This window comes from Mycobacterium sp. P7213, from assembly GCF_900604305.1.
Classification (GTDB): domain Bacteria; phylum Actinomycetota; class Actinomycetes; order Mycobacteriales; family Mycobacteriaceae; genus Mycobacterium.
On sequence record NZ_UWOA01000027.1, the window covers coordinates 36400 to 58766 of the forward strand.

At 66.2% G+C, this 22367-nt stretch carries 22 protein-coding genes and 1 tRNA gene; 17 read left to right on the forward strand and 6 right to left on the reverse strand.

Annotated elements, in window-relative coordinates; genetic code table 11:
* Positions 1-119 precede the first annotated feature (119 nt).
* The 3 genes from htpG to EJK91_RS22950 all read left to right on the forward strand — a co-directional run bounded on the left by htpG (position 120) and on the right by EJK91_RS22950 (position 4897).
* Positions 120-2063 (forward strand): molecular chaperone HtpG, encoded by a 1944-nt coding sequence (gene htpG / locus EJK91_RS12170; protein WP_125079047.1) that lies wholly within the window; start codon positions 120-122, stop codon positions 2061-2063.
* Between the two features lie 319 nt (positions 2064-2382).
* Positions 2383-3615 (forward strand): PPE family protein, encoded by a 1233-nt coding sequence (locus EJK91_RS12175; protein ID WP_277424725.1) that lies wholly within the window; start codon positions 2383-2385, stop codon positions 3613-3615.
* Positions 3616-3688: 73 nt separating this feature from the next.
* A complete protein-coding gene (locus tag EJK91_RS22950) occupies positions 3689-4897 on the forward strand; it encodes a PPE family protein (protein ID WP_125079049.1) in 1209 nt (402 codons plus the stop codon).
* A gap of 32 nt (positions 4898-4929) precedes the next feature.
* Here the strand turns inward: EJK91_RS22950 and EJK91_RS12185 are convergent, their stop codons facing one another.
* On the reverse strand, positions 4930-5934 hold the full coding sequence (locus EJK91_RS12185) for a zinc-binding dehydrogenase (protein WP_024440637.1): 1005 nt from the start codon (positions 5932-5934) through the stop codon (positions 4930-4932).
* A 37-nt stretch (positions 5935-5971) separates the two neighbouring features.
* Here EJK91_RS12185 and EJK91_RS12190 point away from each other — a divergent pair, with 37 nt between their 5' ends.
* Complete coding sequence (locus EJK91_RS12190; RefSeq protein ID WP_125079050.1) at positions 5972-6790, forward strand: carboxymuconolactone decarboxylase family protein; 819 nt, start codon at positions 5972-5974, stop codon at positions 6788-6790.
* Positions 6791-6792: 2 nt separating this feature from the next.
* Here EJK91_RS12190 and EJK91_RS12195 read toward each other — a convergent pair whose 3' ends face one another.
* A complete protein-coding gene (locus EJK91_RS12195) occupies positions 6793-7656 on the reverse strand; it encodes an alpha/beta fold hydrolase (RefSeq protein WP_125079051.1) in 864 nt (287 codons plus the stop codon).
* A gap of 114 nt (positions 7657-7770) precedes the next feature.
* On the opposite strand from EJK91_RS12195, the gene mddA reads away from it, so the two are divergent.
* Positions 7771-8550: a methanethiol S-methyltransferase gene (mddA, locus tag EJK91_RS12200; RefSeq protein ID WP_125079052.1), complete on the forward strand. Its 780-nt coding sequence runs from the start codon at positions 7771-7773 to the stop codon at positions 8548-8550.
* Here the strand turns inward: mddA and EJK91_RS12205 are convergent.
* Positions 8492-8875, reverse strand: a complete 384-nt coding sequence (locus EJK91_RS12205) for a DoxX family protein (RefSeq protein WP_024440633.1) — start codon at positions 8873-8875, stop codon at positions 8492-8494. The genes mddA and EJK91_RS12205 overlap by 59 nt on opposite strands.
* Positions 8876-8960: 85 nt before the next feature.
* Here EJK91_RS12205 and EJK91_RS12210 point away from each other — a divergent pair, with 85 nt between their 5' ends.
* On the forward strand, positions 8961-9848 hold the full coding sequence (locus tag EJK91_RS12210; RefSeq protein WP_024440632.1) for a sigma-70 family RNA polymerase sigma factor: 888 nt from the start codon (positions 8961-8963) through the stop codon (positions 9846-9848).
* A gap of 121 nt (positions 9849-9969) precedes the next feature.
* Here EJK91_RS12210 and EJK91_RS12215 read toward each other — a convergent pair whose 3' ends face one another.
* Positions 9970-10122, reverse strand: a complete 153-nt coding sequence (locus EJK91_RS12215) for a hypothetical protein (RefSeq protein ID WP_036457137.1) — start codon at positions 10120-10122, stop codon at positions 9970-9972.
* Between the two features lie 266 nt (positions 10123-10388).
* Between EJK91_RS12215 and EJK91_RS12220 the strand changes: the two genes are divergently transcribed.
* Positions 10389-10462: transfer RNA gene (locus EJK91_RS12220), tRNA-Ile, on the forward strand.
* Positions 10463-10598: 136 nt separating this feature from the next.
* On the opposite strand, the gene EJK91_RS12225 is transcribed toward EJK91_RS12220, so the two are convergent.
* Positions 10599-11360, reverse strand: coding sequence for a PE-PPE domain-containing protein (locus EJK91_RS12225; protein WP_046300167.1), 762 nt, complete (start codon positions 11358-11360; stop codon positions 10599-10601).
* Positions 11361-11827: 467 nt separating this feature from the next.
* Between EJK91_RS12225 and EJK91_RS12230 the strand changes: the two genes are divergently transcribed.
* The 10 genes from EJK91_RS12230 to EJK91_RS12275 all read left to right on the forward strand — a co-directional run bounded on the left by EJK91_RS12230 (position 11828) and on the right by EJK91_RS12275 (position 21615).
* Positions 11828-12718 (forward strand): hypothetical protein, encoded by an 891-nt coding sequence (locus EJK91_RS12230; RefSeq protein WP_125079053.1) that lies wholly within the window; start codon positions 11828-11830, stop codon positions 12716-12718.
* Between the two features lie 196 nt (positions 12719-12914).
* Complete coding sequence (locus EJK91_RS12235; RefSeq protein WP_125079054.1) at positions 12915-14987, forward strand: Ig-like domain-containing protein; 2073 nt, start codon at positions 12915-12917, stop codon at positions 14985-14987.
* Positions 14988-15109: 122 nt separating this feature from the next.
* Complete coding sequence (locus EJK91_RS12240; protein ID WP_046300181.1) at positions 15110-16084, forward strand: alpha/beta hydrolase; 975 nt, start codon at positions 15110-15112, stop codon at positions 16082-16084.
* 27 nt (positions 16085-16111) lie between these two features.
* Positions 16112-17032 carry a reductase gene (locus EJK91_RS12245; protein WP_024440627.1) on the forward strand — a complete coding sequence of 307 codons (921 nt, stop codon included), beginning with the start codon at positions 16112-16114 and terminating at the stop codon, positions 17030-17032.
* 18 nt (positions 17033-17050) lie between these two features.
* Positions 17051-18535 (forward strand): flavin-containing monooxygenase, encoded by a 1485-nt coding sequence (locus EJK91_RS12250; RefSeq protein ID WP_125079055.1) that lies wholly within the window; start codon positions 17051-17053, stop codon positions 18533-18535.
* A 9-nt stretch (positions 18536-18544) separates the two neighbouring features.
* Complete coding sequence (locus EJK91_RS12255; RefSeq protein ID WP_036457049.1) at positions 18545-19288, forward strand: MerR family transcriptional regulator; 744 nt, start codon at positions 18545-18547, stop codon at positions 19286-19288.
* A gap of 45 nt (positions 19289-19333) precedes the next feature.
* Positions 19334-19894 (forward strand): ester cyclase, encoded by a 561-nt coding sequence (locus EJK91_RS12260; RefSeq protein ID WP_024440625.1) that lies wholly within the window; start codon positions 19334-19336, stop codon positions 19892-19894.
* A gap of 89 nt (positions 19895-19983) precedes the next feature.
* Complete coding sequence (locus tag EJK91_RS12265) at positions 19984-20301, forward strand: hypothetical protein (RefSeq protein ID WP_024440624.1); 318 nt, start codon at positions 19984-19986, stop codon at positions 20299-20301.
* The gene (locus tag EJK91_RS12270; protein ID WP_125079056.1) at positions 20298-20870 is read left to right on the forward strand and encodes a carboxymuconolactone decarboxylase family protein; all 573 of its coding nucleotides are present in this window, start codon (positions 20298-20300) and stop codon (positions 20868-20870) included. The genes EJK91_RS12265 and EJK91_RS12270 overlap by 4 nt, the downstream gene beginning before the upstream one ends.
* 25 nt (positions 20871-20895) lie before the next feature.
* A complete protein-coding gene (locus tag EJK91_RS12275) occupies positions 20896-21615 on the forward strand; it encodes a DUF2652 domain-containing protein (protein ID WP_024440622.1) in 720 nt (239 codons plus the stop codon).
* Positions 21616-21638: 23 nt separating this feature from the next.
* On the opposite strand, the gene EJK91_RS12280 is transcribed toward EJK91_RS12275, so the two are convergent.
* Positions 21639-22325 carry a cutinase family protein gene (locus EJK91_RS12280; protein WP_046300173.1) on the reverse strand — a complete coding sequence of 229 codons (687 nt, stop codon included), beginning with the start codon at positions 22323-22325 and terminating at the stop codon, positions 21639-21641.
* Positions 22326-22367 lie beyond the last annotated feature (42 nt).

A 22367-nucleotide genomic window follows, 5' to 3' on the forward strand; every position in this document is an offset into this window, starting at 1 on the left:
GTTGATTCAACAGCTGGTCAAGGTTGGGTAAAGACGCGGTCCGCGGCCGTCGTGGCGCCGTCGGGCGTGCCGTGGCCCCCCGAAGAACGCGATGGGGCCGTCGCTAAAATTCGGGACTTATGAGCGCACGTGTGGAGCAGCTGGAGTTTCAGGCTGAGGCTCGGCAGCTGCTGGATTTGATGGTCCACTCGGTCTACTCCAACAAGGACGCGTTCCTGCGGGAGCTGATCTCCAACGCCTCCGACGCCCTGGACAAGCTGCGACTCGAGTCGTTCCGGAACAAGGACCTCGAGGCAGACACCTCCGACCTGCACATCGAGATCGAGGTCGACACCGCCGCGCGCACCCTGACGGTACGCGACAACGGCATCGGCATGTCGCGCGATGAGGTGGTGGACCTGATCGGCACCCTGGCCCGCTCCGGCACCGCCGAGCTGCGCCAGCAACTGCGCGAAGCGCAGAACGCCAAGGCGTCCGAAGAGCTGATCGGCCAGTTCGGGATCGGCTTCTACTCGGTGTTCATGGTCGCCAACAAGGTCGAGATGGTCACCCACAAGGCCGGTCAGAGTGAGACCATCCGGTGGGAATCCAGTGGTGATGGCACCTACACCATCGAAACCGTCGACCCGGGCGAGCAAGCACCGCAGGGCACGTCGATCACGTTGCACCTCAAGCCCGAAGACGCCGACGATGCGCTGCACGACTACACCGCGGAGTGGACGACCCGGGGTCTGGTCAAGAAGTACTCCGACTTCATCGCCTGGCCGATCCGGATGCAGATCGAGCGGGTGACTCCGGCCACCGAAGACGGTGGAGACGAGACGGTCACCGTCGAAACCCAGACACTGAACTCGATGCAGGCGCTGTGGGCGCGCCCCAAAGATGAAGTCGCGCAAGAGGAATACAACGAGTTCTACAAGCACATCGCGCACGCCTGGGATGACCCGCTTGAGGTCATCGCGATGAAGGCCGAAGGCACGTTCGAATACCAGGCGCTGCTGTTCATCCCGTCGCACGCGCCGTTCGACCTGTTCAACCGGGACGCCCAGGTCGGCGTGCAGCTGTACGTCAAACGCGTGTTCATCATGGGCGACTGCGACCAGCTGATGCCCGAATACCTGCGCTTCGTCAAGGGTGTCGTCGACGCGGCGGACATGTCGCTCAACGTCTCGCGGGAGATCCTGCAGCAGGACCGCCAAATCAACGCGATTCGGCGGCGGCTGACCAAAAAGGTGCTGTCGACCATCAAGGAGCTGCAGTCACAGCGGCCCGATGACTACCGCACCTTCTGGACCGAGTTCGGTCGCGTCGTCAAAGAGGGGCTGCTGTCCGACTTCGACAATCAGGAGGCGCTGCTGGCGATCAGCTCGTTCGCCTCGACGCACAGCGACTCCGAGCCGACCACGCTGGCCGAGTATGTCGAGCGCATGAAAGACGGCCAGGAGCAGATCTTCTATGCCACCGGCGAGTCCCGCCAGCAGCTGCTGAAGTCACCGCACCTGGAGGCGTTCAAGGCCAAGGGTTACGAGGTGCTGCTGCTGACCGACCCGGTCGACGAGGTGTGGGTGAACACCGTCGCCGAGTACGCCGGTAAGCCGCTGCAGTCGACCGCCAAGGGGGAGGTGGATCTGGACTCCGAGGAGGACAAGGCTGCGCACGAGGCCGAGCGCGAGGAGCAGCAGAAGGACTTCGCCGACCTGATCGCGTGGCTGGAACAGACCTTGGCCGAGCAGGTCAAAGAGGTGCGGTTGTCGACCCGGCTGACCGCGTCGCCTGCGTGCCTGATCACCGACACCTTCGAGATGACGCCGGCGTTGGCCCGCATCTACCGCGCCAACGGCCAGGAGGTCCCGGTCGGCAAGCGCATCCTCGAGCTCAACCCGAGCCATCCGCTGGTCACCGGTCTGCGCCAGGCGCACGGCGAGCGGGGCGGCGAGGACGCCGACCTGGCCGAGACCGCGGAGTTGCTCTACGGTACTGCACTGTTGGCCGAGGGCGGGGCGCTTGACGATCCGGCACGTTTCGCCGAACTGCTGGCGCACCGGCTGGCCCGCACCGTCTGAGCTCGCCAGGGGCAGCCGGTGCGGCCGGCGGCTCTTGCCGGTCGCAGCTCTTTTCTACAGGTTTTCACCCCCCGCGATTGGGTGTCAGCTCCGATGGCGCAGGGCGAGCACGGCGATGAAGCTGGACTCAGGTGGAAGCAGATTTCCACCGGGCCGGAGTCATTGTCCGGAAGGCATTCCCCGTGATGGGCGGCGACGCCGTCACATGATCCGGTCCGGTGGAACCAGCGTTGGTCGATCAGCTCCATGAACTGCAAACGCGGGGGGAGCCCGGCACCGCTGGTCGCCGATAGAACGGCAACTAGAGGGGATATGCGCGGTGTTGTATTTTGGAACGTCTCCGCCCGAGATCACCTCGGCGAAAATGTATGTCGGCCCCGGCTCGGGACCACTGTTGGCCGCTGCGGCCGCTTACGATGCGCTTGCTGCGCAACTGAGTGCATTTGCGACCGGCTATCACTCGGTGATCGCGGACTTGCAGGGCGACGGTTGGACTGGCAGGGCGTCTGCGGCGATGGCCGCAGCGGCAATGCCCTACGCCGAGTGGGCGGCGGTAACGGCTGTCCAGGTTGAACGGGCCGCCGGCCAGGCGCGCGCGGCGGCGGCCAGCTATGAGCAGGCGCGTGTCGCGATCGTTCCACCGGTGGTCGTGACAGCCAACCGTGCTCAGCTTGCGAGCCTGGCTGCAGCCAATATCTTCGGGCAGAACACACCGGCGATCGCGGCCACCGAGTTCGCATACGCCGAGATGTGGGCCCAAGACGCCCTGGCGATGTTCGGGTATGCGTCCTCGGCCGCGACGGCTACGAAGTTGGCGCCGTTTCAGCAGCCGCCGCAGACAACCAACCCCGTCGGCGGCGCGGCCCAGACCGCCGCGGTCGCCGGTGCCGCGGGCTCCACTGCTGCCTCGGACACGCAGAGTCTGCTCTCGCCGCTGCTCGCCGAGTTGCCGCAGCAGCTTGGCGGCCTCTCGACCGGGCAGGCCGCGGCGCTGCCCGCTCAGGCGGATCCGTGGCTGCCGCTGGATGTGATCGCTGCCCTCAACATCGTGCTGGGACCGACCTCGTTCGCCTTGCAGACAGCGCGGACCATCTCGTCGGTGGGTTCCTTCGCGCTGGCCGGTAACGCTTATCTGATCGCCCATGGTGACGCCGGCGCGGGTGAGCCAAAAGACGGCAGGCACGTCCTGGTGAACGACGATAGGCCGGCAGCGGAGTCTGAAGTCGCGGACCGTCGCGCGGTACTGGCCCACATGGGGAGCGACGTGGTCCCGGTGGGCCAGTTGTCGGTGCCCCCGGCCTGGGCCGACGCCACCCCGGTGGCAGCCGCCTCCACCGATCCGGTGTGGTTGTCCGAAGACGAGCTTGCCGGCGAACTGGCGGTGCCGGAGGGTTCGGCGGCTGAGCTGTCCGGGGCTGCTCCGGCATTGGGTATGGGCCCGATGGCCGCCATGATGGGCGGCGCGGCGGCGACGGGGCGCCAGACCGTGTCCAGCGCTCTGCGTGTGGCGCCCAGTCGATTCACCATGCCCCGCCCGTCCCTCGGCGGCTAGCTGATGTTGGTGCGCCGCGGGAGTTTCCGCGAAGCGTTTCAAGTGATCCGCTGCCGCAGCGGCAGGATCTGTGGTGTTTGACTTCGGCGCTCTGCCTCCCGAAATCAATTCGACCCGAATGTATTCCGGTCCGGGTTCGGGGCCGATGATCGCGGCTGCCGTGGCTTGGGACGCCACCGGGAGAGAACTGGACTCACTCGCCGCCGGTTACACCGAGACGATCTCGAGCCTGCAGGGCCAGGCGTGGTCGGGTCCTGCCACCCAAGCGATGGTGGCGGCAGCCACACGATACGTCGCGTGGGCTTCGGCCACGGCGGCGCAAGTCGAAGCGACGGCGGCCCAGATCCGAGCGGTGGCGGGCGCGTACGAGACTGCCTTCGCGGCGACCGTACCGCCGACCGCGGTAGCAGCCAACCGGGCCCAGTTGTTGATGCTGGTGGCCACCAATTTCTTTGGGCAGAATGTGGCGGCGATTGCTGCCACCGAGGCCGTCTACGCCGAGATGTGGGCTCAAGACGCCTCCGCTATGTATGGCTACGCCGCGGCTTCGGCGCAGGCTCACGCGCTCACACCGTTTCAGCGGCCGCCGGAGACAACCAACGCGGGCGGGCAATTCGCTCAACACGCCGCGGCGGCGCGTGCGGCAGCCGACGCTGTCACCGGGCAGCCGCAACTATCGGTACTTAAGCCGCTGACTGGCGTGCTGGAGTCCCCCCAACTCCTGGCCGCTACCTCCACACAGCCAGCGCACGCGGGTCTTGCGGCGGCCTCGTCGCCACAGACGTGGCCGATAGTCGCCGAGCTTGCGGTGCTGGGACCCACGTTGGGGGTGCTCGGGGTCGCTCAACAAGTGGTGTTCACCACCGGGTCGCAGGGCATCTTCGCTGTGGCGATTCTGAATGCGCAGGCAAAAGCGGCCGCAGGAACCGCGTTGCCCAACCCGGCCGGTCCCGACGGTCCGCCCGGATCGCCGCAGTTCCCCAACGCGGTGCTGGCGAGCACCGGCCGATCGGCACCGGTGGGGAAGTTGACGGTGCCGCAGCGCTGGTTGACAGCGGTTCAGATGATCGACTCCGCCGATCCCGCCGGCGGTGCATCCCGGCTGGGAGGTCTCCCTGGGTTGGCTGCGGAACCCGCCAGCCCGCTGCGAGCCACCGGAAACCACGCCCCAATGGGAATGATGGGGCCGATGGGGCGCTCGGCCGCCCGCAACCACGCAACCCCGGTGTTCCGGATGCGGGACCGCCGATTTCGGATGCCGAGGCCACCCACCGCGGGATAGCCGGCGGCGACCGGTGAGCCGGCGTACCGCCCTCAGGGCACCAGCACCACCTTTCCGACGTTTTCCCGCGCGGCCAGAATGCGGTGGGCCTCTGGTGCGTCCGCGAATGGCACCGCCGCATGCACCACCGGGGCCGCGGTCCCGTCTGCCAGCGCCTCGGAGAGCGGGGCGATCCAGGGTCCGAGCGTGCCGCGGTCGTCCCACAGTCGCAGCATGTTCAGGCCGATAACGGTCTTGGACTGCTCCATCTGCGTGATCAGGCTGAAGCCGCGCAGCATGGCCAGCGCCTGCGGCGCCGCCCGCAGCAGCGACCGCTTCTCGCCCTGCTGCAATGACGAAAGACCGTAGGCGACAAGGCGTCCGCCGGGACGCAACAACGTCAGCGAGCGCCGCAGCGAGGTGCCGCCGAGCCCGTCGAGCACGATGTCATACGGCGGCAGACCGTCCCACCAGCCTTTGCGGCGGTAGTCGATCGCGCGGTCGATGCCCAGGGCATCGAGTTGGGCGTGCTTGCCCGGTGACGCGGTGCCGTGCACGACGGCACCGGCGGCCTTTGCCAACTGGATCGCCGCGATGCCGACGCCGCCGGCCGCGGCGTGCACCAACACCCGCTCGCCGGCCTGCAGCGACCCGTAGCCGTGCAGTGCCGCCCAGGCCGTCGCGTAGTTCACCGGTATGGCTGCGCCCTCCTCGAAGCTCATCGCCGGCGGCAGGGTGACCGTGTCGTCGGCGTTGGCGTTGACGATCTCGGCGTAGCCGCCGAACCGGGTGCCGGCCAACACTCGCTCACCGATGCGGGCCGGGTCGACACCGTCACCGACGGCCTCGATGGTCCCCGCGACCTCGTAACCGACCACGGCGGGCAGCTTCGGCGCATCGGGATACAGCCCGACCCGGGCGAGGTGATCGGCGAAGTTCACCCCCGCGGCTCGCACCCCGATCCGTACCTGTCCGCTGGCGGGCGGCGGCGGGTCGGGCCGGTCCTGCACCTGCAGCACTGACGGAGGACCGGTTTTGGTGATGACGACGACGCGCATGGGTTTCACCCTATGTGGGCGGCATAAACTCAGCGAGATGGAGATACTCGGTGAGCTGAACCGATTGGTGGCGTGCTCGGGTGGCCGGCTGGGCGCCCTGGTCCGCCAGGTGTGCGGGCGGACGCTGGGCCTGTCGCCGCTGCCGGCCGAGGTGAGCGCCGAGGCGTCCGATGCCGATCCGGCGGTGACCGAATTCGCCGAACAGTTCTGTGTGGACGTCTCCATGATCTCCGATGCCCAGCGGGATCGGCTGCGGGATGCGCTGGGGGACAAGGCCTTCGACGCCGTCGTGCAGATGTACATCGGTGACTTCGTGCCCCGGGTGCGTGCCGGGCTGGACGCCGTCGGCGTCGAGGTGTCATGGCCGGACGTGATCGTCTGGGATAACTCAGGCCACCCGGCCGACGCGTTGTTCAACGGGTTCATGCCCGCCGTCGCCCGATTGCGGTCCTTGGATCCGGTGACCTCTGAGGTGGTGCGGCTGCGTGGAGCGGCCCAGCACAACTGCCGGCTGTGCAAGTCGCTGCGAGAGACGACCGCCCTGAATGCCGGCGGATCCGAGTCGCTCTATGACGACATCGAACGTTTCGAGCAGTCCCGGCTACTCAGCGAGGCGCAGAAGGTGGCGCTGCGCTACGTCGACGCGCTGGTCTGGACACCGGCGCATATCGACGCAGAGGTGGCCGCCGGGGTGCGCCGGCACTTCACCGATGAGCAGGCCGTCGAGCTGACGTTGGATGTGATGCGCAACGCCGGCAACAAGATTGCGGTGTCACTGGCCGCCGACGCACCGCGGGTTGCCGACGGCACCGAGCGCTATCTGCTGGACGCAGACGGCCAGACCGTGTTCGGCTGAGTTCAGGCGGAGTGCTGCGCCAAGAAGGCCAGGATGGCGTCGGCGAAGATGTCGTTGCGATCTCCGGCGACCATGTGACCGGCCCCGGCAACGTCGACGAACTCCACCTGCGGGAACCGGGCTAGGAACTCCTCGGCGTTGGCGGCGCTGACCAGGTCGCTGAGCTGGCCGCGGACGAGCAGCATCGGCACGCCGCCGTCGAGAATGGTCTGCACCGCGGCGTTGAGCCGCTCGACATCGTGGATCTCCATCGGTCCCTGGTGCTCGGGGCCGCTGATGAACTGCGGGTCCCAGTGCCAGTACCAGCGGTCGCCGCGCCGGCGCAGGTTGGTAGTGAGCCCATTGAGGTCGGCGGGGCGGGGCCGGTGCGGATTGTAGGCGGCGATCGCGTCGGCGACCTCGTCGAGAGAGTCGAAGCCGGACTCCATGTTCTCGGCCATGAACGCCTGCACGCGCTGCGCGCCTGAGGCGTCCATGTTGGGCACGATGTCGACCAGGACCACCGCACTGGCCGCGCCCGGCGCCAGTTCGCCGCCGAGCAGCATCGCGGTGCATCCGCCCAGCGAGGCGCCGACCAGCACCGGGTCCGGCGGCAGGGTGCGCAGCACCTGGTGAACGTCGGCGGCGAAGCTGACCAACCGGTAGTCGCCCTCGCGTGCCCAATCCGACTCGCCGTGGCCGCGCAGGTCGACGGTGACCGCCTGCCAGCCGCGCTCGGCCACCGCCGCGGCCGCCCGCCCCCAGGATCGGCGGGTCTGACCGCCGCCGTGCAGGAACACCACGGCGCGCGCGGCGCGGTCACCGTGCCGGTCGGCGATGATCCGGACGTCGCCGGGCGCGTGGGTGACGAAGGTTTCCGCGGTCATCCTGGGATAGTAAGCCGACCTTGCTAACGGTCGGTCACTTGCCCGACGAAACCTATGGTGACCTGCGGGTTCGGGGGACTACGATGGCGGCGTCGGCAAACTCGGGAGGGCGCCATGCCCCGTTATCTCGCCCTGGCCTACGGGGCACTCAACTATCTCGGTTTCATCGCTGTCTTCCTGTATCTGGTTGGCTTTCTCGGCAACTTCGTCGTGCCGCGCAGCGTCGACCACGGCCCGCCCGCGCCGCTCGGGTGGGCGGTTGTCATCGATGTCGCGCTGGTGGCCCTGTTCGCGGTGCAGCACAGCGTGATGGCGCGCCCGGCATTCAAGCGGTGGTTGACCCGGTTGGTGCCCGAGAGCATCGAACGCAGCACCTATGTTCTGGCGTCGAATCTGGTTCTGGTCCTGCTGTATTGGCAGTGGCGGCCGATCCCGACAACCGTCTGGAATCTGACGATGCCCGCGGAGCGCACGGTGCTGTGGGGACTGTTCTGGATCGGCTGGGTGATAGCCCTGGCGTCGACATTCATGATCAGTCACGTGGACCTGTTCGGACTGCGCCAGGTCTACCTCGCATGGCGGGAACGGCCATACTCCCATGTCGGTTTTCACGCCCGCGCGCTGTACCGGGTGGTGCGCCACCCGCTGATGGTGGGGTTCGTGATCGCGTTCTGGGCCACGCCCACCATGACTGCCGGTCACCTGTTGTTCGCGGTCGCGGCCACGTGCTTCATCCTGGTCGCGGTGCAGCTGGAGGAGCGAGACCTGGTGGCCGCGCTCGGCGAGGAATACCGGCAGTATCGCCGCCAGGTGCCGATGCTGGTGCCCGGTGGGTTCAGGCGAACGGGTGCAGCGCGAATCGGCCCCAGGCCAGGAACGCGAACATCGCGATGAAGATGACGTCGCCGGCCATGGCGATCCACTCGCTGCGGCGGAACCTGGTGGTGGCCGCGCCCGCCATGAACAGCATCAGACCGGTGGCGGCCAGGGGCGCCAGCAGTGGTGCCACTCCGACAGCTGCCGGCAGGATCAGGCCGATCGCGCCGAGCAGCTTGATCGTTCCGATCGCCTTGAGGTGGCCGTCGGCGAAGTCGTCGACCCAGTGCTGATTCGCGCCCAACGCGCGGTACCGCGCCCGGGGCAGCAGTAGCAGGGTGGCGCCGCCGATGGCATATGCGGCGGCGGCGACGCAGGCGATGATCCACAGCGTGGTGTTCATGGCGCGCTCCTTTGTGTTCGTGGTTACCTCGGTCGGGTGCGGTTCGTCATTACCTATGACGGACCGACACCTCGAGAGGTAACCGATGACGACCGAGACGCAGCTGGCACAGGCCTTCGATCAGCAGCGTCATCGCCTGCGGGCGTTGGCGTATCGAGTGCTGGGCTCGGGGGCGGACGCCGAAGATGCGGTCCAGGAGGCCTGGCTGCGGTTGGCTCGCCAGGACGTCGATGCGATCGACAACCTGTCGGGGTGGTTGACGACGGTGATCGGCCGGATCTGCATCGACACCCTGCGGTCGCGTGCGGCGCGGCCCGAAGCCTCGATCGATCAGGAGTTTCCCGACCTCGTCGTGACCGATGACCGCGACACTCCCGAAGATGCGGCGGTGCTGTCGGATTCAGTCGGATTGGCGCTGCTGGTGGTGCTGGGGTCGCTGCGCCCCGACGAACGGCTGGCGTTCGTGCTGCACGACATGTTCGCGGTGCCGTTCGCCGAGATCGGCCCGATCGTGGGGAGATCGGCTGATGCCGCGAAGATGTTGGCCAGCCGGGCTCGCCGCAAGGTCCAGGACGTCCCGACGCCGGCAGGGGATCGGCGTGCGCAGCGCCAGGTCGTGGATGCGTTTCTGGCGGCCGCGCAAGGAGGGGACTTCGAGGCGCTGCTGCGGGTGCTCGACCCCGAGGTCAGCTGGCGTCGGCACACGGTGCGCGGGGTGAGCGTGACCACTGGGGCCAGTGCGGTGGTGGAGGCCGTCCGTCGAGGTCAGGGGGCGCGCTTCACCGCGCGTCGTGTCCTGGTCAACGGCGAACCCGGGATTTTGGGCTGGGGGCCGACGGGCCGGCCGCTGGCCTTGATGGCGTGCACGGTGCGAGATGGTCGGCTGGTGGGCATCGTGTCGATCGCGGACCCGGTCCGCTTGGCCGGCATGGATCTGCCTCGTCCTTCCGAAGAGCCGGACAGCGGCACTTAGCCAGCGTTCCCCGCTTGCTGATGAGGAAGGCCCCGCTGTTGCGGAGCCTTCCCCATCGGTTGCGTGCGGTCGGTTGCCCACGTTGCGGACACGCCTGTGCCGCTTGCTGGTTGGTTAGTGATCAGTGCTCGTCGTAGTGGTCACCGTGCGCGGCGTGACGGTGACCATCGTGCAGGTAGTCCACGTGGTCGCCGTGCTGGATTGCCTCGTGCCCGCAGTCGGCGCCGTGGGTGTGTTCGCTGTGGGAGTGGGTCTGATGCGCTGTCGTGTTCATGGCGGCGACGCTACCGTAATCATGCATATATTGCAATAATACTATGATTAAGGAGGTCGATCGGCCGGATGTCACGTCGGCCGGCGGTGCTGATCCTGTGGCCGGGACGCAACGCCAATCGGCAGGAGGCGTCCGCGATCAGCGGGACAGGCAGGGGAGACGAAGTCGTCGACGGATACATCGTCACGGCGTGGATCGGGGGCCACGGTGCATGGAGACGCCGCTGGTGCGGCATGGCACGATGGTTCCCGCGCACATGCGTATCAGGGGCGGTAGCTCAGTTGGTTAGAGCCGTGGACTCATAATCCATTGGTCGCGGGTTCGAGCCCCGCCCGCCCTACTTCAGAGGTGTATGGCTTCGGGCGTCGGTTGAGGTGTTTCGGCTGATGCTTGACAGCGGCTTCGGTTGATCCTTGACGCTCCGCGGGTGAGGGAGTTGAGCCGAGTTCCGCCCGGCTCAACTCCTCCCCTAGGCGTCACAAGCCAAAGAACGAAGTGAACAGCGCTTGCCACAATTCGCCGGTGTCCAGTGCTGGGATCTCGTTGAAGGTGGTCATCCCGTCGACGACCGAGGTGGCCGAGTCGATCTGGTCTGCCGTCAATCCGAGGTAGGCGTTATGGACTAGTAGCCCGTACAGCAGGTCCTGCCAACTTGTGCCACCGAACAGCAGGTCTATCCAACTTTGGCCCAGCGGATTCGTGTAGATGTCGCCCTGGATGTTGAACACTTCGGTGGGGTAGAGGTCGGTGGGGACGGGGGCGGGGTTGGCGCCGAGCATCACGAAACGTAAGGCATCGGTGGGCACGCCGGCGTCGGAGAGTTCCTGCTGGGCATAGGCGGCGACCAGGCTGCTCTGCGAGTAGGTGAAAATGGTCAGCGGGTCGCTGCACACGCCGGAAGCGTCGCAGCCCATCTCGCCGGCGGCGTAGTCGGCAAGAATCGCGTCGACGAGGACGGCCTGGCCCGCCGGGACGCTCTGGAAGAATTCCCAGGTGTTGGGGAGGGTCAGCGGCAACGTCGTTGCGGGAGTGCCGTCGTATCCCAGCGGATCGAGATACCGGTCCACCGCGCTGTTGATGTAGCCGACACTCGGTGTCGCGATGCCGGTCGGCCCGAGAATAAGCGCATCGCTTGAGCCGTAGAGGAAGTCGTACTGGTTGTCGTTGGCGGCGTTGGCCGCACCGGCGAACGCCAGCGCAGCGCCACAAAATGCAACGCCCAAGATGATTTTCTTCATCGAATCCCCTCGTTCGGAGCGATCACTGGTGGTGGTCGCCAAGCTGTTTGCGCGGCAGGCGATTACGTCTCCGACATGCCCCCAGCAGATGTCGGGCCGTACGCCGTGCCGTCAGTTGGCAACTCACAGGATTATTGCAAGCCGTGTCAATTTTCGTATTCGGATCTGAAACATTCCCTGAATGAAATAGCCGATGTCCCGTCGGCTGATGCATTAAAGGAGCCGCAGGTCGGGAATAAAAAGACTTATGTCCTTTCTTGGGTACTCGGCGACAGGAAAACTGACCGGTGCGGATCCGCTCGCTGCCCGGTATCCGGTGCGGGCTCGGCCGCCGGCGGTACGTGCCCCCAGCTGCGGATGCACCCGGCGCTCCAGAGGCGGCCTGGCTGGCACGTGGCAATCGCAAAACGCCCGTTTATACCGTTGACCAGCGTGCCCAGAGTTACCGTAGTGGCTCCAGTCATGAAATGAGTGTTGTGGGATCAGTCAGCCAACCCCGGATTGCCGTCGGCATCGCAGCACTGGCCGCGAGCACCTTGATCGCGCCGCCAGTGGCGGCGCCGCCCTCTGACGTCGTCGCGCGCGTAGTCGAGCTGACGGCCAGTCCATTCGACCCCTATATCGACCTGGTCACCAACACCTTCAACAACCTGGGCACCATCGGCGCGCACTGGCTGGAGGACCCGCTGCCCACAGTCGTCCAACTGGCCACCAACTGGTTCGACTACGCGCAACGCACGTTCGAGGCGTTCGGGGCCACCGCCCAGTCCTTCGTCGACGGGTTGATCAACCTGCCCGACCAGCTCGACACCCTGTTCAGCGCCATCTCGTCGGGTGATATCACCGAGGCGTTGGGGCAGGCGATCATCATCGTGATCAGTGCCTTTCCGGTCCTGGGGCTGGTGGACCGCCTGGTGGCGATCCCCATCGACATCGTCGGGAACATCGTGAACGCGGCAATGGCCACGCTGCACGCGGTGCAGGTGCCGGTCGGGCTTGCCGCACTCAGCTCACTGCAGGCCGTGGTCGTCGAATTCGAGACGCTCGCCCGCAACTTCGTCGATGATCTGGCGGCCGGCGATATCACCGGCGCACTCTTCGGCTTGATCGGCGCACCGGCCGATCTCCTCAACGCCTATCTCAACAGTGACGCGCCGGGCCTGGCCGGCATTCTGGAGCCCTTCGAAGACGTTGACCAAACGGGTTTCGTCGATGCCCTGGTGAACTATCTGCCGCGCGCTGTCGCCGAGTCGATCGGTGCTTCGTACTCGCCGATCGATGGTTCGCCGCCGCCGGACCTCGGCGACTTCGACCTGGGGGACGTGGTCGAGCCGAGCGCTCTACTTCTGGACTTCTGAGCCAGTCGGCGTTCGCGCCGGAGGGAACGGCGCGCTCCTTTGAGTGAGCGCAAGCCAAGTTAAGCCGAAGAATTCATTGAGCCCGATCTGTGATCGTGTCGTGTTGCCGGTGTGATTTCTGTTGCCCATTGTTACGGAAGTTGCCTGAGTGTTCCGAGAGCGAGTCGGTGTCGTAACCGAATAAGGAGTTTGGTCGGTGGTCTTTGGGGCGGCAATTGAGCGTTCTCGGCGCCACTTCCGGTGGCCGGCCGCTACCACCACCGCAACGCGCCGCCTGCGCTGGACGGCGATCCTCGCCGTGTTGTCGGTGCTCATCGCTTGGGCGGGGACCGCGGTGGGACTTCCCGGACTGGCGTCGGCGGCCAGCGCGGAGCCGCAGAACGTGGTGGCGGTGACCACCACCGCCAGTCCGGTCAGCGCCGGACTGGTTGCCGTTCCGGCGAACCCGGCCACGCAGTTCGCCATCGTCAGCCCTCCCGCGAACGGCACGGCGACGATCACGGGCGCTACCTTCACCTATACCCCGGCCAACGGCTTCGTCGGCACCGACGCCTTCAGCTACGCCACCACCGACGGCGTGACGGTCTCGACGCCGGCCACCGTCGGTATCACCGTGATGTCCCCGTCCTCCGCTCCGCCGTCGCTGGCTACCGCCTGTACCGACTTGGGTCCGGCCTTCACCCCGGTGTGCAAGGCGATCGGCGATGTCACGAACCCGATCGTGAACGCTTGCAGCACAGTCGGTTCCGTCGAGGCGTGCAGCTGGTTCGGCGGGAACAAGCACGGGCTGATCAGCGCCTGCTTCGATGTCGCCACCGGGCAGCTGGCGGCGACCTGTAAGACGCTCGACGCAGCGGCGCAACTGGTGGCCAGCCAGTGTCGGGTGATCAATGGCCCGATCGACTATTGCGCGCTGCGCAACGGCAGCCCCATCGGCCAGCGGTCGGTGCAGAACTACCTGGCCGGTCCGGTCCACAAGGCGCTGGTACAGCAGTACCGGCTGAGCATGACGCTGCCGCTGGGGGAGGCCCAGATCCCCGCCACCCATAACTCTTTCAACTACACCAATGCCAACGTGCCGCCGACGTTGTCGGGCATGGACCCCGACCAGCTCTATTCATTGGTCGATCAACTCGACTTGGACATGAGGTTCCTTGAGCTCGACCTGCACTGGTATCCGAGCCTGGGCGCCCCCGGCGGCTACGCACCCATTCTGTGTCACGGCTTCGACAACCACCTGGGCTGCACCTTCGAACAGCCCGCGGTCTCGGGCTTGCAGCAGATCAGGCGCTGGCTGGATGCGCACCCCGACCAGGTGGTGGTCCTCTACATCGAGAATCGGCTCGACGACCCGGTCGATGACACCACCAAGTCGCTGCCTGCCGGGGCTGCGGTCATCGAGAGCACGCTGGGCAATACCTCCGCGCGTGACCTGTTGTTCCGCCCCTCTCAGGTGCAGCCCGGCTCATCCTGCGACACCCAGCCGATCCCGCTGGGCGTCACCATGGCCCAGATCCTGGCGAGCGGCAAGCAGGTGTTGCTCTTCACCAACAGCGGGTGTGGCCGGAATGCGGCGTGGGACGCGCTCGGGTTCAACGACAGCAATGTGGCGGAGAAGGGCAGGCCGGTCACCGTGCAGTACCCGGACTGTTACTTCAGCAGAGCGCAGTACGAAAGTTCCTACACGCGGTTCTTCGACTCCAGCACGCTGGTCGATGTGCTCGCCGGCGGCGGCAACGCCCAGCCGATGACGTCCGCCGATATCCACGAGATGATGAAATGCGGTGCCAACGCGCCCGGCCCGAACTTTGTGGACCCACAGGCCGACCAGTTGGCGGGCTTCGCCTGGAGCTGGTCCTACGGTCAGCCGCTGTCCAGCCCCACCCAGCAATGCGCCGTGCATAATGGCGACGGTCGCTTCCAGGCGGAGGCCTGCGGCCAGTTCCTGCACTACGCCTGCCAGGCTCCTGACGGCTGGCGCATCAGTTCCGGCGCCGGCCAGTTCGCCGGTGGTGCCCTGGCATGCGTCGGGCAGGGCGCATTCGCGGTACCCCGCACCGGGTATCAGAACGAACTGCTCAAGGCAGCCAAGGCCCAAGCCGGTGTCGACCGGGTCTGGCTGGCCTACACCGCCGGCAACGACGGCAACTGGAGTATGGGATCCACGCCTCCGCCGGCCCCGTCGACCCAACTCAGGCCGGCCATACCGAGCCTGCCGCCGTACCAGGCCGAAGTGCCCGAGCTGTTGGGCCCGGTCACGGTCTCCTGACTCCGGCCGCTACGCCTACATCGCCAATCGTGCCATTGACAAATGGCACAATAGTTGGTGTTGTATGTGGCGTGACGAAACCCGATGGTTTGCCCCTGCCGCCGGTGCCCACGCGCGCGTCGATGCGCGCCGTGGTGGCCGGCACGTCCACGCGCTGGACGTTGCACGTTCTGAACAACATGATTCCAATGAATCGACCGGGTATCGCGTTCGCGCGCGGTCTGATCGCCACCATCATGGGAACTCTCGGCTCTACGCCGGCCGGCACCCGGGTCATTCCGGTGCGCGAGGCAGGGGTGCGCGGCGAATGGGTGCTCGGCCCCGGAGTCGAGTTCGGCCGGCGGGCGGGGTACTACGTGCACGGCAGCGGATACGTGTTGTGCTCGACGCGGACCCACCGCAAGCTGGTCGCCAGGCTCTCGGAGGCAACCGGCCTGCCGATGTTCTCCGTGGACTACCGCTTGGCTCCCGAGAACCCGTTCCCGGCGGCCGCCGACGATGTCGAAGCCGGCTACCGGTGGTTGCTGGCTCAGGGGTATGCCGCCGCCGAGGTCGTGATCGGTGCGGACTCCGCAGGCGGCCACCTGAGCTGCGACATGTTGCTCGCACATGCCGATGAGCCGGGGTTTCAACCGGCCGGGGTCGTGCTGTTCTCGCCGTTGATCGACCTCACGCTCAAGCTCGCCGAGCAGCAGGAGAAGGTGCGGCGTGACCCCGCGGTGTCGGCGGCCTCGGCGCGCCGGCTGGTGGAGCTCTACGTGCGGGGCCAAGACCCCGACCATGTGCGCCTCCGGCTCGACTTCGCCCGGGCGGATCGGCTGCCGCCGGTGTTCACCCAGGTAGGTGGCTTCGAGATCCTCAGCGCCGACGCGCGCCACCTGGACACCGAGATACGCCGAAACGGCGGAGCTTCCACCTTGGAGGTATGGCCGGGGATGGTGCATGTCTTCCAGGCGCTGCCGCGGCTGGCCCCGGAGGCAAAGCCCGCGTTGCGCCGCGTGGCGGCCTTCATCGCCGGTGTCTACGCCGACCAGCGATCCGACGAGCTCGCGGCGGCTGCTTGCGCGCCTCCTTCCCCGGAACTGACCTGCGAATGACCGTCTTGTGAAAGGAAAGAACTGATCATGGCGATGAACCTCGACGACATGCTGCAGAAGATCAAGGACAAGCAGTGGGCCTTGGTCGACATCGATTGGGACGCCCCCGGAGCCGAGCTGATCGAGCCGGAGCTGTGGGCCAAGCTCAAGCCCTTCATGACCGACCTGATGTGGATCGAGAACGTCGGCGCCCGGGGCTTTGCGGCGCTCGCCAAGAAGGCTCCCACCCCGACCCTGAAGAGCATCTACGAGCACTTCCACGCCGAGGAGCAGAAGCACGCCAACGCCGAGCTCGCGTTGATGCGACGGTGGGGGATGCTGGACGACGACGAAATTCCGGCTCCGAGCGTCAACGTCCAGTTGGTGATCACCTGGCTGGACAAGTTCTCCGACAGCATGTCGCTGTCGATCCTGGGCACCGTCATCCCCATGCTGGAAGTGGCCCTGGACGGCGCGCTGATCAAGTTCATCACCGACGAGGTCAAAGACCCGGTGGCTCAAGAGGTTTTCAAGCGGATCAACTCAGACGAGTCGCGTCACCTGGCGGTCGACTTCGAGGTGATGGACATCCTGGGCCACGCCGGCATTCGGAAGCTGGCCGTCGAGTTGGTGGGCAGCTGGATGAACCCCGCGCTGCTGCTCGGCACCTTGAGCTACTTCCCGCTGCTGAACAAGATGCGCGACAACATCGTGGCGATGGGCGTCAACGAGGAACGCCTCTACCAGGCCATGCGACGCTTCCAAAGCGTCGGCGAACGAAGCTCTTTCGCGCGCCGGGTGCCGATGTATCAGTTGATCTCCTGGCACGGCAAGAAGGTTATCGACCGCAGCTCGAAGTACCACTGGCTGGCCGATTCCCTGGTCAGGATCACCGGCATCATCCCGCCCGCGCTGGTGCACAACACCCCCACCTGGTCGCAGGAACTGACCTACGAGCCGGTCGCGTAAGTAAGAGGAACGATCACTGTGACTATCTCAACAGCCATCATCGGCGCCGGCTTCGCCGGCATCGGTGCCGCCATTCGCCTCAAAGACCAGGGAATCACCGACTTCGTCCTCCTCGAACGCGGTACGCGGGTCGGTGGGACCTGGCGCGACAACACCTACCCGGGTGCGGCCTGCGACATCCCGTCGCGGTTGTACTCCTACAGCTTCGCTCCCAACCCCGACTGGTCGCACACCTACTCGGGCAGCGCGGAGATCCTCGGCTATATCGACACCATGGTCGAATCCTTCGGGATCGCGCCGTATATCCGGTTCGAACACGACGTCTCCGGGATCAGCTACGACGCGGACGCCGGTGAGTGGACCATCGACCTGGATGGCCGGGAAGCCGTGCGGGCCAAGTCCGTCATCCTCGCCTCCGGGCCACTGGCTAACGCCAGCTTCCCGAATATCCCCGGCCTGGCGGACTACGAGGGGCACACGATCCACAGCGCCCGCTGGGATCACGACTACGACTTCACCGGCAAGAAGGTGGCCGTGGTCGGCACCGGCGCCAGCGGGGTGCAGATCATCCCCGAACTGGTCAAGGTGGCGGAGTCGGTCAAGGTGTTCCAGCGCACCCCGGGATGGGTGCTGCCGCGGCTCAACACAGCGACCAGTGGCTGGCTGAAGAAGATCTACAAGGATGTGCCGCTGGCCGAGAAGCTGATGCGGTCCGCCTGGTTCTGGGGCCATGAGTCTGTTGCGGTCGGCGTGGTGTGGGACAGCCCGTTCACCCGGCTCGTGGAGGCCTTGAGCCTGGCGAACCTGCGCGCGCAGGTGAAGGATCCGTGGCTGCGCCGACAGCTCACACCGGACTTCTCCGCCGGCTGCAAGCGCCTGCTGATGACCAGTGACTACTATCCAGCGCTGCAGAAGGACAACTGCAAGCTGGTCACCTGGCCCATCGCTCGGTTGTCGCCCCAGGGGATTCGCACCGTCGAAGGCATCGAGCACCAGTTCGACGCCATCGTGTTCGCCACCGGATTCGAGGTGTCCAAAACCGGCACCCCGATTCCGATCACCGGAATCGATGGCCGTGACCTGGCTTCGGAGTGGAGCAGGGGTGCCTACGCCTACCGTAGTGTCGCGGTATCGGGTTATCCGAACCTGTTCTTCACCTTCGGGCCGAACTCCGGACCCGGCCACAGCTCGGCTCTGGTCTACATGGAGGCGCAGATCGACTATATCGTCGGCGCGATCTCGAAACTACTGCAGTACCAATGGAAGTCGCTCGACGTGCGGCCCGAGGTGCAGGACCGCTACAACCAGGACATCCAGCGGCGCCTGAAGACCACCACGTGGAATTCCGGATGCCAGAGCTGGTATCTGACCGAGGACGGTTTCAACGCCACCATGTTCCCGGGCTTCGCCACGCAATTCGTCAACCAACTCAAGACGCTGGAGCTGGAAGACTTCAAGATCACCGCCGAGAAGACCCGCAGCGACCCGGTCCTGACTGCCTAGGATGTGGTAGTGACCGAGTACCGGATCGACGATCTTGCGAGACAGGCTGGGACCACCACTCGCAACGTCCGGGTGTACCAGGAAAGCGGCCTGCTGCCCCGGCCCCAGCGCCGCGGCCGGGTGGCGATCTACACCGACCGGCACCTCAAGCAGTTGCAGGCGATCATCCGTTTGCTCGGCGAGGGATTCACGGTCAAACACATCCTAAAGTTCCTGACCGGATTGCAGCGTGGTGAGGCTTTGGTCGAGGTCCTGGATCTGGCTGATCTGGGAGAGTTGGTGACTGCGCCATGGTCGCGTCCGGTGTCGAGGACGATGACGCGCGAACAATTGGAGGCGCGGCTGGGCCAGTTGGACGCCCCCTTGTTGCGGCGCCTGACCGCCAGTGGAGTCATCGAGCCGACCGACACCGACGACGTCTACCGGGTGACCGACACCGATCAGATCGATGATCTCGCCACGCTGATGTCGCGGGGGATGCCCTTGGCGGTGATGCTGGAGACCGTGATTGCCGTCGACCAGAAGTTGGACGATGCGGCCGGACTTCTGACCCGCAGCGGACATGCCGAGGTGGTCCGCCAGCGCGGGCCCGGGTGGTTACCGGCCAATGACGACGAACTCGCCTGGGCTGCCGACCTGGTCAACGCCATGCGCAGGGTGGCCCGACGGGCGGCGCACGCCAGTCTGGACCGGGCATTCGATGCGGCGGTGCGCGCCGAGTTGCGGCAGTATCGGCAGGCGAGCCACGAGTAAGAGGAGCGCGTGCAGGACAACGTCTGACTCCATGAGGGGGACACCGTGACCAACCGCTACGCCATCCCGTCCATCGAGGTCTTGCGCGCCCGTGAGCAGCTGGTACTCGACCATTTTCGGGACGAAGTACGTCAGCACTGGGACGACGTGCTCGCCACGTTCGGCCACCCCCACTACGAGATCATCCCGACGCTGACCGTGCACGACGGCGACGCGGAAGTGCGCGGCTACTACCACGACACCCGAGTGGCATTCCCGGACCAGAACCACGAGATCATCGCACTGCGTCACAGTGCCGACGCAGTGATCGTCGAATTCTGGCTGACCGGAACACATCTGGGACCCTTAGGCACGGTTCCGGCCACCGGATCACGCCACCGCACCCGGATGACCGCCTACTTCGTCTTCGACGAGCAGGAGAACCTGGCGATCGAGCGTATCTACTTCGACACGCTGTCCATGGTCAAACAGCTGATCGCTGGCATCAACTTGCGTGCCCCGCGCTCCTGGCTGCTGGTCATCCGCGTTGTGCGCGGTCTGCTGCGCATGTCGGGAGCACCCGATGCCGGCCTCGTCGACACCCCGCCGGCGGATCTGTCGCACTGATCTGGACCGAAAGGGCCCTGCGGTCGCACAATGGACGGCAGTGACCAACCGATGTGGCCCTGCGCGGGGGAGGAGGTCCACGAAACGTCATGTCCGACATCACCGAACTGCATCAAGCGCTGCTCGGCCGCGTTCTGGGTCGGGGCGGGACAGCGCCCCTCGAATTGCGCCGAGCGGCTTACGACAACGCCGGACTCGAGGAACCGCTCAGCACCCTGGTCGACAAGGTGACCCTGCGCTCCTACGAGGTGACCGACGAGGACGTTGCCGCGGTCGGAGCCGCAGGTCTGAGCGAAGACCAGATCTTCGAGATCGCGGTGTGCGCCGCGGTCGGCCAGGCCACCCGGCAGTACGCCAGCGCGCTGGAAGCGCTCGCCGATGCCACCGCGGACCGCGGAGCGCCATGAGGCTGGCCATCCTCGATCGCGGCCACCGGTTGCGCACCAAGGCCCTGCTGGGAATCATTCGGCTGATCTCACGCCAGCCCGTGGTCGACGCCGTCAAGCTCGCTTTCTATCGCCCGGACTTCTACGGCGGTGGGCCCCTGACCAACGAGGCGATGCGCGGGCCATCGGCGTGGACCATCGGGGAGCGGGAACTGATGGCCGCCTACGTCTCGAAGGCCAACGACTGCCCGTTCTGCGTCGCCGCGCACACGGCCACCTCCAACATCTGCTACGACGACGAGACCGCGGCCGCCACCCTCGCCGATCTGGACACCGCCCCGATCCCCGAAGAGCTGCGGGCCACCCTTCGCCTGCTCGACAAACTGACACGCCGGCACCGCGTCGACGCCGACGACGTACGTGCCGTGCTGGCAGCCGGCGTCACACCCGGGCAGGTCAAAGACGCACTGGCGGTCGGCCTGGCCTTCAACATCACCGATCGGTTGGCCAACGCATTCGGCTTCGAGGTGGCCGGCCCAGCTGCCATGGAGGCCGGCGCACGGCATCTGGTGAAACGTGGTTACGGATAGCTACCCGGACTAGACTGTTGAGCTCATGGCCATCCGGCGCGCGGTGCTCGTCATTGCCGACATCGGCGGATACACCGCCTACATGAACTGGAACCGGACCCATCTGGTGCATGCCCAGCTGGCAGTGGCCACGCTGCTGGAATCAGTCATCGACGCCGCCAAGGGCATGAAGCTGGCGAAGCTGGAGGGCGACGCCGCCTTTTTCTGGGCGCCCAACGGCGATGCCCAGGTCTTGGTCAGCGAGCGGTTGTCGCGGATGCACCAGGCCTTCCTGAATCGTCGGGCCCTTATCGAGAATGGCCGCAACTGTCACTGCGAAAGCTGCGAGCAGCTGATGAATCTCTCGCTGAAGTTCGTCGCGCACGAGGGCGAGGTGGCCGAGCAGAAGGTCAAGCGCCACACCGAACTTGCCGGCGTCGACGTCATCCTGGTGCACCGGATGCTCAAGAACCTGGTGCCGGTTCCGGAATACGTCTTGATGACCGATGCCATCGCGCAGCGGCTTGACGAACCGGTTCGGGCGGTGTGCACACCACTGGTGCACGACTTCGAAGGCCTGGGCCAAACGTCGACGTACTATCTGGACCTGGCGAAGTCGGCGGTAGAACCGCCGCCAGACTCCATGGGATTTCGCGGCAGGATGCGGTTTCGGTGGAAGGCGCTGCCGTTCGCGATCGGAGCCAAGGAGCCCTGCGCGGGATTTCGTGGCCTGGGCCGCAAGGCCGCCGAACTCTCGAAGGGCTGACGGCGGCGGTCAGCGCAGAGCGGCTACAGCTTTCCGGCGACGAAGTCAGCTGCTTGGTTGACCATGCCTGACGAGATGTAGGCGCTGGCCAGGTGTTGCGGCCAGTTCTCTTCCCAGGTGTTCGGGTCGGCCGGGTTGCAGATCGGGTCGGCGCCGTGGCACTGCTCGATGGTCCGATCGTTGTAGATCGGGTTGAAGTTCGTGATGGGTCCGACCCATTGGCTGCCGTTGCCGAAGAGGGCCACCGCGGCGATGTGCTCGTCGGCGCCCGGTGGCAGGGGATTGGTGAAGCCGAACGCCGAGAAGGGGACCGCGAGCACGACGTCGGTGACGGCCGCGCCCAGCGAGTATCCCCCGGCCACGATGCGGGTGTTGGGACATCCGTTGATGGTGTTCTGGATGTGGGCGCTCATGTCGTTGGCGCCCCGGTCGATCTCATTGTCAGCGGGGTAGTTCACCGCATACAAGCTGACGTATTTGGAGGTCTTGGAGCGCAGCGCGCTGACGAAGGCGTTGCCGACCGCGCCGGCCCCGGGCGATTCCAGACGCCCACGGGCGAACACCACTTCGACGTCGGGGCAGGCCGCGCCGGCCGGTGCGACCGCACCGGGTGTTCCCGCGGGAATGACAACGGGAGCGGTCAGCAAGACGGCCGCCAGTACAGTGCCTGAACTTGCGAGTCGCAGTCGTCGGGCCGAGGAATCGCTCACGGAGTGGATAGTAGTGGTCCGCGGCCACCCTGTCGCCACCGA

Bases quoted from the DNA above. Each gene is read 5' to 3' on its own strand.
- htpG (WP_125079047.1), top strand. From the start codon at position 120: ATGAGCGCACGTGTGGAGCAGCTGGAGTTTCAGGCTGAGGCTCGGCAG.
- EJK91_RS12185 (WP_024440637.1), bottom strand. From the start codon at position 5,934: ATGCGCGTCGTCGTCATCACCAAAACCGGTCCTCCGTCAGTGCTGCAG.
- EJK91_RS12190 (WP_125079050.1), top strand. From the start codon at position 5,972: ATGGAGATACTCGGTGAGCTGAACCGATTGGTGGCGTGCTCGGGTGGC.
- EJK91_RS12195 (WP_125079051.1), bottom strand. From the start codon at position 7,656: ATGACCGCGGAAACCTTCGTCACCCACGCGCCCGGCGACGTCCGGATC.
- mddA (WP_125079052.1), top strand. From the start codon at position 7,771: ATGCCCCGTTATCTCGCCCTGGCCTACGGGGCACTCAACTATCTCGGT.
- EJK91_RS12205 (WP_024440633.1), bottom strand. From the start codon at position 8,875: ATGAACACCACGCTGTGGATCATCGCCTGCGTCGCCGCCGCCGCATAT.
- EJK91_RS12210 (WP_024440632.1), top strand. From the start codon at position 8,961: ATGACGACCGAGACGCAGCTGGCACAGGCCTTCGATCAGCAGCGTCAT.
- EJK91_RS12215 (WP_036457137.1), bottom strand. From the start codon at position 10,122: ATGAACACGACAGCGCATCAGACCCACTCCCACAGCGAACACACCCAC.
- EJK91_RS12225 (WP_046300167.1), bottom strand. From the start codon at position 11,360: ATGAAGAAAATCATCTTGGGCGTTGCATTTTGTGGCGCTGCGCTGGCG.
- EJK91_RS12230 (WP_125079053.1), top strand. From the start codon at position 11,828: ATGAGTGTTGTGGGATCAGTCAGCCAACCCCGGATTGCCGTCGGCATC.
- EJK91_RS12240 (WP_046300181.1), top strand. From the start codon at position 15,110: ATGCGCGCCGTGGTGGCCGGCACGTCCACGCGCTGGACGTTGCACGTT.
- EJK91_RS12245 (WP_024440627.1), top strand. From the start codon at position 16,112: ATGGCGATGAACCTCGACGACATGCTGCAGAAGATCAAGGACAAGCAG.
- EJK91_RS12265 (WP_024440624.1), top strand. From the start codon at position 19,984: ATGTCCGACATCACCGAACTGCATCAAGCGCTGCTCGGCCGCGTTCTG.
- EJK91_RS12270 (WP_125079056.1), top strand. From the start codon at position 20,298: ATGAGGCTGGCCATCCTCGATCGCGGCCACCGGTTGCGCACCAAGGCC.
- EJK91_RS12275 (WP_024440622.1), top strand. From the start codon at position 20,896: ATGGCCATCCGGCGCGCGGTGCTCGTCATTGCCGACATCGGCGGATAC.